Consider the following 12,966-nt stretch of genomic DNA (forward strand, 5'->3'; position numbering starts at 1 on the left):
AGTGACGTGCGTGCTCCGCCATGGAGCACACGTTCCAGAGGTGCGGCCCGGGAACTTGGCGGTGAACGGGCTGCACCTCGCGTGCGTACCGCTCCTGCCGGCCTGAGGCACTGTGGCCGGCCGGCGCTCGCGGCTCAGATCCTGCGGGTCAGTCGGTCGCACCTCCCTGGTGGAGCCGGTCGAGGAAGCCGGCGATGTGCCGGCGGGTCAGGTCGGCGGCGAGGTCTGCGTCGCCCGCCTCGGCGGCGTCGAGGATCCGCTCGTGCTCCTGCGCCTCGTCGCGCCAGCTCGGCTGCCTGGCCCACGTGGTGACCGCGGCGAGCGCCGTCTGGTCCCGCAGGCCCTCCAGCATGCCGATCAGGATCGTGTTGCCGGACGCGCCCCACAGCGCCGCGTGGAACGCCCGGTTGGCCAGGCTGCGCTGCGCGGGTTCCGTCGCCCGGGCAGCGCGTTCCAGCGCGGCCCGGGCCGCGGCCGTGTCCATGCCGCGCAGCACGCTGCGGCGGGTGGCCTCGGGCTCCAGCAGCAGGCGGGTCTCGTAGATGGCCACGGCGTCCTCCTGCGTCAGCTCGCGCACCCGCACCCCGACGTAGGGCCGCACGACGACGAGCCCGCTCATCTCCAGGGTCTTGAGCGCCTCGCGGACCGGTGTCTTGGACATGGCGAGCTCGGTCGCGATCTCCGCCTCGACCAGCGGCTGTCCGGCGGCGAGGCGGCCGCTGAGGATGCCCTCCTTGATGGTCGCGAGCGCGTGCTCGGTCCGGGAGGGGAGGGCGGCCGGGGGAGTCGTGGTCACGTCGTACATCATATATGACGGCGGGGGATGGTTGGTCCTGTCCGTCGTTCAGCAGACGCCGCTGGTGGTCATCGGGTGCTTGCGGGTCGCCCATGGCCTGCTGAACGAATCTCAGCGGGGTGGGCCGGGCGGCTGTCGGCTGGCACCTGAAGGGTGTCCGTAAACTCCCGATATGCACAGAGGTGATGGGGAAGCGGCAGGTCAGGGCGGTGCCGGCGGGCGGGCGGCGGGCCGGAGGGTAGGCGCCGGGGTGCTGCCCGGGCCGGTGCGGCACCTTCCGGCCGGCGTGTTGAGGTGGCTCGACCGGTTTCGTGAGCAGGCGATCGACCGGGGCGTCCCGGCGGACGACGTCGACCGGTGGCTGGGTCTGGCCCGGCCGATGCTGCGGACGGCGCGCGACGGCGGCGGCCCGGCCGTGGGCCGCCTCGGCACGCCCCTGATGCTCCCGCCGGACGTCCCCACGCCCGCCACGGTGTACGGACCCGACCGCTCCGACGAGTACCAGCTCATCGTCACGCTCGACCTCGCGGCGATCCCGCCGGGTGCCACCGACCTGCCGCTGCCGCCCGGTGGCCACGTGCTCCTGTTCGCGAACGTCGAGCTGGACGACGTGGTGCTGCCGGGCGGCGCCGTGTACGTCCCGGCGGGAGCTCCGGTCGAGGCGCGGGAGGCCGCGCCCGACTACGAGCCGTACGAGTTCGACTCGCCCGCAGACCTGGACGCGACCCTGCGCCGGACCGGCGACCTTCGGCTGGTCCCCGGGGTGTCCCTGCCCACCTGCCCGCTCGACGCCGAGAGTGCCGCCGGGCATCCCTGGGCCAGCGTGCTCCAGGAGGTCTGGTCCGAGCAGTCCGACGGCGGTGGCGAGTGGCAGCTCGGCGGGCACGCCTACGACTTCGACGGGTACGGGGACCCTGCTCGTGCCTCGGCGTACGAGGGCTCCGGCGAGCACCGCTCCCGCCCCGAGGACTGGGTCGTGCTCGCGCAGTGGGTCGGGGTGCCGATGGGCGTCCTGTACTGGACGATCACGCGCCAGGACCTGGAGGCGGAGCGGTTCGACCGGGTCCTGGTGCAGATGTACGCCAATCCCTGACGGCCTCGCCAGGGGTCGAACACGCGTTCGAGTACCATGGCCGTATGTCCCAGCCCGGCGCCACGATCCTGCACGCCGACCTGGACGCGTTCTACGCGTCGGTCGAGCAGCTGCTGGACCCTGCGCTGCGCGGGCGCCCGGTCGCCGTCGGGGGCGGGCCGCGCGGGGGCGTGGTGCTCGCGGCCTCCTACGAGGCCAAGGTCCACGGGGTCCAGGGCGGGATGCCGGGCTGGCGAGCAGCCCGGCTCTGTCCGGACCTCGTGTTCGTGCGGGGCCACTTCGGGGAGTACCAGCGCCTGGGTGACGCCGTGATGGCGGTCCTGGCCGACCTCACGCCGACGGTCGAACGGATCTCGATCGACGAGGCGTTCCTCGACGTGTCGGGGGCGACGCACCTGTTCGGCCCACCCGCCGCGATCGGGGCGCGGATCCGTGAGCGCGTCCGTGCCGAGGTGGGTCTGCCCATCTCGGTCGGTGCCGCACGGACCAAGCACCTCGCCAAGATCGCCTCCCAGGTGGCCAAGCCGGACGGGCTGGTCGTCGTCGACCCGGGCGCCGAGCGCGAGTTCCTCGACCCGCTGCCCGTCGGCCTGATCTGGGGCGTGGGTCCCGTGACCGGACAGCGGCTCGCCGACCTCGGCATCCGGACGATCGGCGAGCTGGCGCGCACCCCGTCGTCCGCGGTCGAGCACATCCTCGGGCACGCCGTGGGCCACAAGATCAGCGCGATGGCGCAGGACCAGGACGCCCGCCGGGTCGTGACCAGCCGCCGCGCCCGCTCCGTGGGAGCCCAGTCGGCCCTGAGCCGGCGCGCTCCGGAGCCCGAGGACGTCCGGGCGGTCCTGGCGCACCTGTCCGACCGGGTGTCGCGGCGCCTGCGGGCCAAGCAGCGCGCGGGGCGCACGGTGACGGTGGCGGTCCGGTTCGCGGGGATGCAGCGGGCGACGCGGTCACTCACGCTGCCGGTCCCGGTCGCCGCCACGCTCACCCTCACCGAGGTGGCGGTGCGGCTGGCCTGGTCCGCCATCGAGGACGCGGCCCCGTGCGAGATCACGCTGCTCGGCGTCTCCGTCTCGAACATCGTGGACCAGACGGCGGTCCAGCTCGAGCTGGACCTCCAACCGCCCGACCCGTGGCGGCCCGGCTCCGGGCCGGGCGTGGCGCGCAGTGCGGTCGACGAGTCGGTGGACGCGATCCGCTCGCGGTTCGGCACCGACGCCGTCGGCTACCTCCCGGTGGTGCTGCGCCGTGGCGGCGTCGTGCCCGACGAGTTCCGTGAGCTCGCCGAGCACGACCTGTGAGCGCGGCCCCGGTCAGTCCGTGGCGTGCAGCGCCGCCAGGATGCCCGCGCCGTAGCGGTCCAGCTTCGCCTGTCCCACGCCGCTGATCCCGCTCAGCGCGTCCAGGTCCGCCGGCCGTTCGGTGGCCACCGCGCGCAGCGTCGCGTCGTGGAACACCACGTAGGCGGGCACGCCCTGCTCCTTGGCGGCCGCCGCACGCCATGCGCGCAGCCGCTCGAAGACGCCCTGGTCGGCGTCCGACAGCGCCGCGGCCTCCGGGCGGGTCCCGCCCGCGCGGGCCGGCCGGCGGGCGCCGCCCTGGGGGCGCGGGTCGCGCCGCATCCGCACCTCACGGCGCCGGCCCAGCACCTCACCGCTGGCCTCCGTGAGCAGCAGGGTGCCGTGGTTCGAGTCGACCTCCAGCAGCCCCTGGGCCAGGAGCTGGCGGGCCACCGAGCGCCACTCCGCGTCCGAGAGGTCTTCCCCGACCCCGAACACGGTGAGCTCGTCGTGGTTCCACTGCGTGATCTTCGGCGTCGCCTTGCCGCGCAGGATGTCCACCACGTGCCCGACGCCGAACCGCTGGTTGCGCTCGCGGTCCAGCCGGTACACCGCGGACAGCAGCTTCTGGGCCGCGACGGTGCCGTCCCACGCCTCCGGCGGGTTCTGGCACGTGTCGCACGCACCGCACCCGCCCGGATGCTCCTGACCGAAGTAGCGCAGGAGCTGGGCCCGCCGGCACTCGACGGTCTCGCACAGCGCCAGCATGGCGTCCAGGTGCGCCGAGAGGCGGCGGCGGTGGGCGAGGTCTCCCTCCGACTCCGCGATCATCCTGCGCTGCTGCACCACGTCGGCCAGGCCGTAGGCGAGCCATGCCGTCGACGGCAGGCCGTCGCGCCCCGCGCGGCCGGTCTCCTGGTAGTAGCCCTCGACCGACTTGGGCAGGTCGAGGTGCGCGACGAACCGGACGTCCGGCTTGTCGATGCCCATGCCGAACGCGATGGTGGCGACCATGACGACGCCGTCCTCGCGCAGGAACGTCGACTGGTTGGCGGCGCGCACGGGGGCCGGCAGCCCCGCGTGGTACGGGAGCGCGCGGATGCCCTGCTCGGTGAGCTGCTGGGCCGTCTTCTCGACGGATGCGCGCGACAGGCAGTAGACGATGCCCGCATCACCCGCGTGCTCGGTGCGCAGCAGGTCCAGGAGCTGCCGGCCGGGGTTGTCCTTGGGCGCGACGCGGTAGGTGATGTTGGGCCGGTCGAAGCTCGCGACGAAGTGCCGCGCGTCGGCCAGGCCCAGGCGCGTGGCGATCTCCTCGCGCGTGTGCCGCGTCGCCGTGGCGGTCAGGGCGATGCGGGGGATGCCGGGCCAGCGTTCCGCCAGCTCGCTCAGGCGCAGGTAGTCGGGGCGGAAGTCGTGACCCCACTGGGACACGCAGTGCGCCTCGTCGATCGCGAACAGCGCGATGGTGCCCTGGTCGAGCAGGCGGGCGGTCGACTCGACGCCGAGGCGCTCGGGCGCGAGGTAGAGCAGGTCGAGCTCGCCCGACCGGTAGGCCTGCTCCACCTCGCGTCGCTCGTCCGGGTTCTGCGTGGAGTTGAGGAACCCGGCCCGGACGCCGAGCGCCGCCAGCGCGTCGACCTGGTCCTGCATGAGGGCGATCAGTGGTGAGATCACCACGCCCGTGCCCCGTCGTACCAGGGCCGGGATCTGGTAGCACAGCGACTTGCCGCCGCCGGTCGGCATGAGCACGAGGGCGTCACCGCCGCCCGTGACGGTCTCGATGATCTCCTGCTGGTCGCCGCGGAAGGCGTCGTAGCCGAACACGTCGCGCAGCACGTCCAGCGGGGTCGGCGCCAGGTCGAGCGCGGGTGCGGTCGGGGCGCCGTCCGGTGAAGTCATGGCCGCCAGTGTGCCAGGAGCCGGTGACACCGGCCGCCCTGGTGGTGTGGACCCTGTGGACAACGGTCGACGTCCACCGAGTCGGGGCGCACGGCGTGGCGCAGCACGTGTCCGGGCGGTTACTTGGACTCGACGTGACCGACCGAGCCGCCGACGTCGGCCAGAGCGGTGCTCGCCCGTGCCCACGAGGGATCGGCCGGGTCCAGCGCGGTGCGCAGGTACGCCGTGGTCAGGCGGGCAAGGACCGCCACGCGCTCCGGGTTCTCGTCGGTGGTCTCGGCGGCCTCCCAGCCCGAGATGCCGCCCAGGCCGTGGGCCGCCCCGGACAACGTGAGCAGGTCGGTGGCCCCGGGCGCGTGGGTGTAGGCGTCGGTGAACCAGTCGGGCCCCCGGCTGGTGAGCTGCGACTGGTCCGCGTCACCGGCCACGACCAGCGTGGGCGTCGTCAGCTCGGCGAACGACGGGTTCATGAACGGGAAGTGCTCCCGGGCGAACGGCTGCAGCTCGTCACCCGCGAGACCGGCCGTGGCCAGCAGGACGCCGGCGCGCACGCGCCGGTCCGTCCAGTCCGGACCGGGCCGGCCGGCCTCGTCCAGGACGCGCGCGCCGAGCAGCATCTGCACGGTCTGCCCGCCCCAGGAATGGCCGGCCGCGGCCACGACATCGCGGTCGACCCGGCCGGCGAGGCCCGGGACGGCGTCCTCGACGGTGCCGAGCTGGTCCAGGACGCTCACCAGGTCCTCGCGTCGCCGGGCCCAGACCTGACCGAACCGGGGGTCGTCGAACGTGATGCCGTCGCGACGCGAGTCCAGGTGCGTGGGCTGCACCACGACGAACCCGCGGGAGGCCCAGAACGCGGTCAGGGGCGCGTACCCGTCGTAGGACCAGCCGTTGCCGTGGGAGAACAGGAGCACCGGCAGGTCCGTGCCGGTGACAGGGGCGGAGACGCGCACCTCGAGCGGGCGGGCGCGGCCGGGGGAGTCGAGCGTGACCGGCGCGACGGAGACGACGGGTTCGCCGTGGCCGACGACGTCGTCCAGGGCGCGGACGATCGGGGTACCGATGGCTGTTGCGGGGGTGGTGCTCATGGTGGGTGTGCCGTCCTTTGCATGGAGGGCCTCCGCCCGGGAGAATGGAAGCGGAGCGCCGTTCCGGATCATACGGAGCGCTGTTCCGTTTAGCAAGCATCGACGAAGGTGACCCATGACGACGTCTGACCCCACCCCGGCCGACACGACCTCCCGCGCGCGACGCGCCGACGCCCGGCGCAACGAGCAGGCGCTCCTGGACGCCGCGGCCGCCGTGTTCGTCACGGACGGCGTGGACGCCCCCGTCCGGCTCATCGCCGCCCGTGCCGGGGTGGGCATGGGCACGATCTACCGGCACTTCCCGACCCGGCCCGCGCTGGTGGTGGCCGTCTACCGGCATCAGGTGGAGGCGCTCGCGGAGGCCGGGCCGGCCCTGTTGCGCGAGGCGGGGGACCCGGGCCAGGCCCTGCGCCGCTGGGTGGCGGGCTTCGTCGACTTCCTCGTGACCAAGCACGGACTGGCCGATGCCCTCGGGGCCGACGCGGGGGAGGGCGCGAACGCGCTGCACGAGTACTTCATCGACCGGCTCGTGCCGGTGTGCGACGCGCTGCTGGAGGCCGCGGTGGGCCCCGCCGCCTCGGGCCGCGTGACCGGCTACATGCTCATGCGCGGCATCGGGAACCTGTCCATCGGCGGGTGCGACGCGCTGCGCTACGACGCGTCGCGCCTGGCCCAGCTGCTCGTGGCCGGCGTGCTCGCCGAGGGTGGCGACCAGGGGCCGGCGTGCGGGGAGGTCTCGCCGGTGCCGGGCGCGCGCTGAGGCGGATCCTGGCGCGCGGCCCAGGTCACACGCTTTTCGATTCGGAACCGACGCGTCCTGCGTGCTATGTTTTTCCACGCACCGGGACGGCGGAAACGCCGGGATCGGTCCACCTGTCCGGGTGGCGGAATGGCAGACGCGCTAGCTTGAGGTGCTAGTGCCCTTTATCGGGCGTGGGGGTTCAAGTCCCCCTCCGGACACCACTGATGACCTGCGGAGATGTTGAGTTGCGGGTCTCTCGTGAGCACCGCGTGTACTCACTGCTGCGTGTATGACGCCCTCGCCCTGCTCCAGGCGGGGGCGTTCTTGTCTCTGCGACATGTCGCCGGCATGTCGTTGCTCCGTGCCATCGTGCCTGATGAGCCTCTGATCCGGTGGCCGTGCCGGGTACCGGACCAGCGTCACGACCTGTTGCCGGGCTGGTGGCCGCTGGCGAGCTCGTGGGCCTCGGCGGCGAGCTCCGGCCAGTCCTCAGGGTCCGAGATCGTCACCCAGTCGGCGCCGGGGTCGTGCCTGAGGAGCACCGCGATGTCGCGCTTGATGAGATCTTCCGCGCGGCCGGCGGGCAGGCGGACGGCGAGCGAGGTGCCCGCCAGGAAGGCGAATGCTGTCTGGCGGACCACGAGGGCTCCGTCGCGCACCGTGACGTCGAGGTCCGGGTCCTGTTCGAGAGCGGTTCGGAGAGCTTCGTATCGGGCGTCCGCGGTCATCGTGCTGTCTCCTGTCGTGCACCTGGGGTGGTCTGACGACCATCTCGTCGATCCTATGGCTCGATCTCCGGGCCCACCGGGCTGGCTCGATCTCCGAGCCCACCGGGCTCGGCCCTGGTGAACGGGCTCGGGTTGTGGTCACGGGCCCGTGCCTCGACCACAAGAGCGCACGGCGTCGAACCGATCCCGCGAGCCCGAGGCGTCATCCGGTCGTGTCGAACGGCAGGTGCCCGTCCAGCCTGTCCCGGATGACGGCCGTCACCTCGGCCAGGGCGTCCAGCTGCTCCGGCGTGAGCGCGTCGATCACGAGGCGCCGGGCGGTGGCGAGGTGGCCGGGCATGGCGCGGACCAGCGCCGCTCGGCCGGTCTGCGTGAGCTGGACGTTGGTCGCTCGCCGGTCGTCCGGGTCAGGGGAGCGGTGGACGAGGCCGCGCTTCTCCAGCCGTGAGCACACGTGCGACAGCCGCGGCAGGGTGGCGCTCGTGGTCTCGGCGAGGGCGGTCATGCGCAGCGTGCTCTCGGGGGCGAAGCGCAGGGCGCTGAGCACGAAGAACTCGAAGTGGGTCATGTCCGAGTCGCGCTGGAGCTGGGAGTCCAGGGCCGTGGGGAGCAGCTGGCACACGGTGACGATGCCCAGCCAGGCGTCGGACTCCTGCTTGGTCATGCGGGCGACCTGGAATGCCATGGCCTCATCGTACGTTACTTGATGCGACAACCAAGTGTGTGCGACCGTGTGGGCACTCGACCCATAAGTTGTCGCAACAACCAAAGGATGGACGACATGACGACGGTGACGATCATCGGGGCAGGCAACATCGGCGGCGCGGTCGCCGCGCTGGCGAGCAAGGCGGGGGCGGGGGTGCAGGTGCTCGCCCGGGACCCGGAGAAGGCGGCCACGGTCGCCGCACCGCTGGGCGCCGAGGCAGGCCGGGTGGGCGACGCGATCACGGGCGACGTGGTGGTGCTGGCGCTGCCGTACCAGGCCGTGGCCGAGGTGCTCGACCAGTACAAGGGCCGGCTGGCGGGCAGGACGCTGGTCGACGTGACCAACCCGGTCGACTTCTCCACGTTCGACGACCTCGTGGTGCCCGCCGACTCCTCGGCCACCCGGGTCATCCAGGACGCGGTGCCCGACGCGCACGTGGTCAAGGCCTTCAACGCCAACTTCGGGGCCACGATCGCCACCGGCGAGGCGGGTCCGCTGGTGACGGCGGTCCTGGTCGCGGGCGACGACGGCGCGGCGAAGCAGGCGGTGGTCGACCTGGTGACGGCCGCGGGCCTGCGGGCCGTGGACGCCGGTGCGCTCAAGCGGGCGCGCGAGCTGGAGGCTCTCGCGTTCCTCGGCATCACGCTGGCCGCCGCCGAGAAGACCCCCTGGACCGGCGGATTCACGTTGATCTGATCATGCTGGTCTGAGGCTTCACGACCGGAACACGAGTGAGGGAGCAGGAAATGGCACGCATCACAGTCCTGGGTGGTACCGGTTACGCGGGCGCCGCCCTGGTCGCGGAGGCGCAGCGGCGCGGTCACGAGGTCACGGCGGTGAGCCGCACGGCACCCGACGCCCCGGTGCAGGACGTCGAGTACGTCACCGGCTCGGTGCTCGACGCCGACGTCCTGGACGCCGTCACCGCAGGGCGCGACGTCGTCGTGGTCGCGCTGTCGCCGCGGGGCGACATGGCCGGGCGGATCGAAGGCGTGGTGGAGGACCTGATCGGGCGGCTCGCCGGCACGCCCGCCCGGCTGGGCTACGTGGGCGGGGCGTCGTCGCTCCACGTCACCGAGGGCGGGCCTCGGCTGTGGGACGTCACCGAGGACCAGCTCCCGGCCGAGACCAAGCCCGAGATCCAGACCGGCCTCGACGCGCTCGAGCTGCTCCGCTCCAGCCCGGCGGGTCTGGACTGGTTCTACGTGAGCCCGCCCGCCGACTTCGGCGCGTGGCTCGGCACCCCGGACAAGGGCACCTACGTGCTGGGTGGTGACGTGCTGCTCCGGGCCGACGACGGGACCTCCACCATCTCCGCGGCCGACCTGGCGCTGGCGGTCCTCGACGAGATCGACACCCCGGAGCACCACCGCTCCCGGTTCACGGCCATCCACTGAGGGCCGAGGCGGTCGTCGCCGGTCGCCCGGACACCCCTGATCGGGGGTGACCGGGCGACCGTGCCGGAGCCGCACCCGCGGGCCGGACGGATCGTGGCTTCAGGTACGGGGGCTGGTTGCCGCGTCCCCGTTCGATCCGGCAGGTGCTGTCCGGCGGGCACGCCAGGCGACCAGGAGCAGGACGAGCGCCAGTGCCACCTCGATGCCGAGCCCCGTGCCCACCCCGACGGCGTCGCGCAGCGAGAAGTGGTCGAAGTGGCGGACGTGGAAGGTGAAGTGGGTGGCGGCATAGATCAGGTAGCCGGTGAGGGCGGACAGGACCACGTTCCGGTCGAGCGTCCAGGCGGCGACGTAGAGGACGGCGGTCAGGGCCAGGCCGAGCCCGCCGATGTCGGTGACCAGGTGCTCGTTGTACGGGGGATCGAGGCGCACGGTGGGGAAGCCGTCGTAGAACGAGCGGGGGAAGAAGTACTGCCAGACCGAGACGAGGGTCTGCAGCGCGGCCAGGAGGAGGAGCCCTGCCCGCAGCCAGGTCGTGGAAGGTCCAGGTGTCATACCCGTCAGACAACGAGCGCCGCCGATCGGTGACACGGCGCCGACGCCTTGCTGTGTGACTCCGGTCACGCCGGGCCCCTGTCACGAACCGCGTACCCGCGTGGTCGATGTGGTGTACACGGCATCGAGCGACGGGAGTGACGATGAGGATCGCGGTGGCCGGTGGTACCGGCGTGGCCGGACGGCTGGTGGTGGACGAGCTCCGGACGCGGGGGCACGTCCCGGTGGTGCTCTCGCGCGGGCAGGGCGTCGACCTGCTGACCGGGGCAGGGGTGGACCGGGCGCTGGAGGGTGCCGAGGCCGTCATCGACGTCAGCAACGTGATCACGATGCGCAAGGCGGTCGCCGTCGGCTTCTTCGACAGGGCGGGGCGGCACCTCCTCGATGCGGCGCGGCGGGCCGGGGTGGGACACCTGGTGACCCTGTCGATCGTGGGCGTCGACCGGGTGCGCAACCCGTACTACGACGGCAAGCTGCGCCAGGAGGAGATCGTCCGCGACGGGTCGGTGCCGTGGACCATCCTGCGTGCCACGCAGTTCCACGAGTTCGCCGGCCAGATGCTCGGCAGCGTCGCGGGGCCGGTCGCGGTGGTGCCCACGGCGAGGGTGCAGCCCGTCGCGGTGCGTGAGGTGGCGCAGGCACTTGCCGACCTGGTCGTCGAGCCGGCGCGAGCCATGGCGCCCGAGTTCGCCGGCCCGCAGGTCGAGTCGCTGGCCGACATGGCGCGCCGGCTGATGGCTGCGGGTCGTGCCCGGCGGCGTCCGGTGCTGCCGGTGTACCTTCCCGGCGGGATGAGCCGCGGTGGCCTGCTGCCCACGGGGCAGGGCCCACGCGGTACGCAGACGTTCGCCGAGTGGCTCGGGCAGCAGACCCCGGCGACGCCCGCCTGACACGGTGGGCGCGAGACGCCGCGGCGCCGGCCATGGCGCCGCGGCGTGCTCGACCCTGGCGGCCAGGTCTCCCGCGCCCGGCGAAGGGCGAGGAGCGTCAGGAGCCGTCGGGCAGGGTCAGGCCCAGCCGGATCTGCCCTTCGGCGGTCGCGACGATCGTGTCGCGGACGTCGCGGGGCTCCCAGCCCAGCACGGACCGGGCCTTGTCGTTGCTGATGACCGGGATGCGCCCCTGGAGTGCTGCGGCGTCGGCCAGGGCCGGGTCGGTCCGGGCGGCCTCGCGGACCTGTTCGACGGTCAGCTCGGTAGCGGGCAGCAGGTCGGCGGCCGCGGGGTAGTGCTCGCGCAGGATCTGCGCCATGTCGAAGAAGCTGATCGCAGGTCCGCCGACGGCGATGAAGCGCTCACCGGCGGCCTTCGGGTGCACCATGGCGCGCAGGTGGGCGTCCACGACGTCGCGGACGTCGACGACGCCGAAGTACATGACCGGGACCAGCGGCATCTGCCCGGTCAGCATGGCCTTGACCAGGCCCACGGAGGCCGACGGCCGGTCACCGAGCTGGGGACCGAAGATGCCGGTGGGGTTGATCACGGTCAGCTCGATGTCCCCGTGGGCCTGGACGTCGTCCCAGGCGGCACGTTCGGCCAGCACCTTCGACCGGTGGTAGGCGGGCAGCCCGGGGGTCTGCGGGTCGGTCCAGTCCAGCTCCGAGTAGTGGTCGTCCGGCTTGAGCGTGTAGCCCACGGCGGCATAGGAGGACGTCATGACGACGCGCGGGACCCCGGCCCGGCGGGCCGCGGCGATGACCCGCAGCGCGCCGTCACGTGCGGGGCGGATCAGCTCCTCCTCCGTCTCCGGAGGCGTGAACGGGAAGGGCGAGGCGTGGTGCAGCACGTGGCTGACGCCGTCCATGGCCTGCGCCCAGCCGCGGTCGTCGCTCAGGTCGGCGACGGCGAACTCCAGCCGGCCGGCCGGTTCGACGTCGGCCTGGCGGAGCGCGGACAGCACGGTGGCCTGCTGCTCGGGTCCGCGGACCGTGACGCGGGTGCGGTGCCCCTCGCGCACCAGCCGCGCGACCGTGTGACTGCCGAGGAACCCGGTGCCGCCCGTGACGAGCACGGTACCGAGCGCGGTACCGGGCTCAGTGCCGAGCTCAGCGGGGGACGGGGTGATGAGGTCTTCTGTGCTCAACGTGATCGGTCCTTCGTCGTGGATTCGAGGTGAGCGCTGGTGATGTCGTGCATGACGCGCGTGACGGCGTCGATCGCCTGCGCCTCGGCATCCGCGTCGCCGCGTACGCGGGCGTCCCACATGTCTGCCTTGCCGCGCAGGTACCTCAGGCGCACCTGGAGCTGTTCGATCTCGGCGGCGAGCTTGCCCGCCTGCGTGGTGAACAGGTCGCGTTGCTCGGCAGCGGCGGAGGCGCCCTGGGCGAGCAGGTCCAGGTAGCGGCGCAGGCCGTCGACGGTCATGCCCGACGAGCGCAGGCAGGCCAGCGCCTCGATGCGGTCCACGGCCTCGGGACCGTAGCGGCGGTGGCCGCTGGACCCGTCCCGGGGGATCTCGCCCAGCAGACCGATCTGCTCGTAGTAGCGCAGCGTCGGCTCGCTGAAACCGGACCTCCGGGCCATCTGCTGGATGGTGAGGTCCGCGGTGTGCTCTCTGGTCGCTCCTGCCATGCCGACAGCCTCCGATACCTCAAGCGCTTGAAGTCAAGCGGGACCCGGAGACCCACGAAACCGAACGACGAAGGCCCCCGCCACCTGGCGAGGGCCTTCGTCGCGTACC

At 72.9% G+C, this 12,966-nt stretch carries 14 protein-coding genes and 1 tRNA gene; 7 read left to right on the forward strand and 8 right to left on the reverse strand.

The window, feature by feature from the left end:
• Positions 1–148 precede the first annotated feature (148 nt).
• Complete coding sequence (locus tag ACIG47_RS06970) at positions 149–805, reverse strand: GntR family transcriptional regulator (RefSeq protein ID WP_397430354.1); 657 nt, start codon at positions 803–805, stop codon at positions 149–151.
• 277 nt (positions 806–1,082) lie between these two features.
• On the opposite strand from ACIG47_RS06970, the gene ACIG47_RS06975 reads away from it, so the two are divergent.
• Both ACIG47_RS06975 and dinB read left to right on the forward strand, forming a co-directional pair.
• Entirely contained in the window at positions 1,083–1,889 is an 807-nt protein-coding gene (locus ACIG47_RS06975) for a DUF1963 domain-containing protein (RefSeq protein ID WP_397430194.1), read from the forward strand.
• A gap of 44 nt (positions 1,890–1,933) precedes the next feature.
• On the forward strand, positions 1,934–3,190 hold the full coding sequence (dinB, locus tag ACIG47_RS06980) for a DNA polymerase IV (protein WP_397430195.1): 1,257 nt from the start codon (positions 1,934–1,936) through the stop codon (positions 3,188–3,190).
• A gap of 12 nt (positions 3,191–3,202) precedes the next feature.
• On the opposite strand, the gene recQ is transcribed toward dinB, so the two are convergent.
• Together recQ and ACIG47_RS06990 are read right to left on the reverse strand one after the other, a co-directional pair.
• Positions 3,203–5,071 (reverse strand): DNA helicase RecQ, encoded by a 1,869-nt coding sequence (recQ, locus tag ACIG47_RS06985; RefSeq protein ID WP_397430196.1) that lies wholly within the window; start codon positions 5,069–5,071, stop codon positions 3,203–3,205.
• A 119-nt stretch (positions 5,072–5,190) separates the two neighbouring features.
• A complete protein-coding gene (locus ACIG47_RS06990) occupies positions 5,191–6,159 on the reverse strand; it encodes an alpha/beta hydrolase family protein (RefSeq protein WP_397430197.1) in 969 nt (322 codons plus the stop codon).
• Between the two features lie 115 nt (positions 6,160–6,274).
• On the opposite strand from ACIG47_RS06990, the gene ACIG47_RS06995 reads away from it, so the two are divergent.
• Together ACIG47_RS06995 and ACIG47_RS07000 are read left to right on the forward strand one after the other, a co-directional pair.
• Complete coding sequence (locus ACIG47_RS06995; protein ID WP_397430198.1) at positions 6,275–6,919, forward strand: TetR/AcrR family transcriptional regulator; 645 nt, start codon at positions 6,275–6,277, stop codon at positions 6,917–6,919.
• A gap of 115 nt (positions 6,920–7,034) precedes the next feature.
• Positions 7,035–7,122: transfer RNA gene (locus ACIG47_RS07000), tRNA-Leu, on the forward strand.
• A gap of 198 nt (positions 7,123–7,320) precedes the next feature.
• On the opposite strand, the gene ACIG47_RS07005 is transcribed toward ACIG47_RS07000, so the two are convergent.
• Together ACIG47_RS07005 and ACIG47_RS07010 are read right to left on the reverse strand one after the other, a co-directional pair.
• Positions 7,321–7,629: a hypothetical protein gene (locus ACIG47_RS07005; RefSeq protein ID WP_397430199.1), complete on the reverse strand. Its 309-nt coding sequence runs from the start codon at positions 7,627–7,629 to the stop codon at positions 7,321–7,323.
• A 202-nt stretch (positions 7,630–7,831) separates the two neighbouring features.
• Positions 7,832–8,314 carry a MarR family winged helix-turn-helix transcriptional regulator gene (locus ACIG47_RS07010; protein WP_397430200.1) on the reverse strand — a complete coding sequence of 161 codons (483 nt, stop codon included), beginning with the start codon at positions 8,312–8,314 and terminating at the stop codon, positions 7,832–7,834.
• A gap of 96 nt (positions 8,315–8,410) precedes the next feature.
• On the opposite strand from ACIG47_RS07010, the gene ACIG47_RS07015 reads away from it, so the two are divergent.
• Entirely contained in the window at positions 8,411–9,031 is a 621-nt protein-coding gene (locus tag ACIG47_RS07015; RefSeq protein ID WP_397430201.1) for an NADPH-dependent F420 reductase, read from the forward strand.
• A gap of 50 nt (positions 9,032–9,081) precedes the next feature.
• The gene (locus ACIG47_RS07020) at positions 9,082–9,732 is read left to right on the forward strand and encodes an NAD(P)-dependent oxidoreductase (RefSeq protein ID WP_397430202.1); all 651 of its coding nucleotides are present in this window, start codon (positions 9,082–9,084) and stop codon (positions 9,730–9,732) included.
• Between the two features lie 99 nt (positions 9,733–9,831).
• Here ACIG47_RS07020 and ACIG47_RS07025 read toward each other — a convergent pair whose 3' ends face one another.
• On the reverse strand, positions 9,832–10,287 hold the full coding sequence (locus ACIG47_RS07025; RefSeq protein ID WP_397430203.1) for a hypothetical protein: 456 nt from the start codon (positions 10,285–10,287) through the stop codon (positions 9,832–9,834).
• A 143-nt stretch (positions 10,288–10,430) separates the two neighbouring features.
• Between ACIG47_RS07025 and ACIG47_RS07030 the strand changes: the two genes are divergently transcribed.
• Entirely contained in the window at positions 10,431–11,177 is a 747-nt protein-coding gene (locus ACIG47_RS07030; protein ID WP_397430204.1) for an SDR family oxidoreductase, read from the forward strand.
• Between the two features lie 97 nt (positions 11,178–11,274).
• Here ACIG47_RS07030 and ACIG47_RS07035 read toward each other — a convergent pair whose 3' ends face one another.
• Both ACIG47_RS07035 and ACIG47_RS07040 read right to left on the reverse strand, forming a co-directional pair.
• Positions 11,275–12,369, reverse strand: coding sequence for an SDR family oxidoreductase (locus ACIG47_RS07035; RefSeq protein WP_397430205.1), 1,095 nt, complete (start codon positions 12,367–12,369; stop codon positions 11,275–11,277).
• On the reverse strand, positions 12,366–12,857 hold the full coding sequence (locus ACIG47_RS07040) for a MerR family transcriptional regulator (protein WP_397411704.1): 492 nt from the start codon (positions 12,855–12,857) through the stop codon (positions 12,366–12,368). Before ACIG47_RS07040 ends, ACIG47_RS07035 begins: the two co-directional genes overlap by 4 nt.
• Between the last annotated feature and the right edge of the window lie 109 nt (positions 12,858–12,966).

Source organism: Promicromonospora sp. NPDC052451, assembly GCF_044547525.1.
Classification (GTDB): domain Bacteria; phylum Actinomycetota; class Actinomycetes; order Actinomycetales; family Cellulomonadaceae; genus Promicromonospora.

Bases quoted from the DNA above. Each gene is read 5' to 3' on its own strand.
- ACIG47_RS06995 (WP_397430198.1), top strand. From the start codon at position 6,275: ATGACGACGTCTGACCCCACCCCGGCCGACACGACCTCCCGCGCGCGA.
- ACIG47_RS07005 (WP_397430199.1), bottom strand. From the start codon at position 7,629: ATGACCGCGGACGCCCGATACGAAGCTCTCCGAACCGCTCTCGAACAG.
- ACIG47_RS07025 (WP_397430203.1), bottom strand. From the start codon at position 10,287: ATGACACCTGGACCTTCCACGACCTGGCTGCGGGCAGGGCTCCTCCTC.
- ACIG47_RS07015 (WP_397430201.1), top strand. From the start codon at position 8,411: ATGACGACGGTGACGATCATCGGGGCAGGCAACATCGGCGGCGCGGTC.
- recQ (WP_397430196.1), bottom strand. From the start codon at position 5,071: ATGACTTCACCGGACGGCGCCCCGACCGCACCCGCGCTCGACCTGGCG.
- ACIG47_RS07030 (WP_397430204.1), top strand. From the start codon at position 10,431: ATGAGGATCGCGGTGGCCGGTGGTACCGGCGTGGCCGGACGGCTGGTG.
- ACIG47_RS07040 (WP_397411704.1), bottom strand. From the start codon at position 12,857: ATGGCAGGAGCGACCAGAGAGCACACCGCGGACCTCACCATCCAGCAG.
- ACIG47_RS06970 (WP_397430354.1), bottom strand. From the start codon at position 805: ATGTACGACGTGACCACGACTCCCCCGGCCGCCCTCCCCTCCCGGACC.
- ACIG47_RS07010 (WP_397430200.1), bottom strand. From the start codon at position 8,314: ATGGCATTCCAGGTCGCCCGCATGACCAAGCAGGAGTCCGACGCCTGG.
- ACIG47_RS06990 (WP_397430197.1), bottom strand. From the start codon at position 6,159: ATGAGCACCACCCCCGCAACAGCCATCGGTACCCCGATCGTCCGCGCC.
- dinB (WP_397430195.1), top strand. From the start codon at position 1,934: ATGTCCCAGCCCGGCGCCACGATCCTGCACGCCGACCTGGACGCGTTC.
- ACIG47_RS07020 (WP_397430202.1), top strand. From the start codon at position 9,082: ATGGCACGCATCACAGTCCTGGGTGGTACCGGTTACGCGGGCGCCGCC.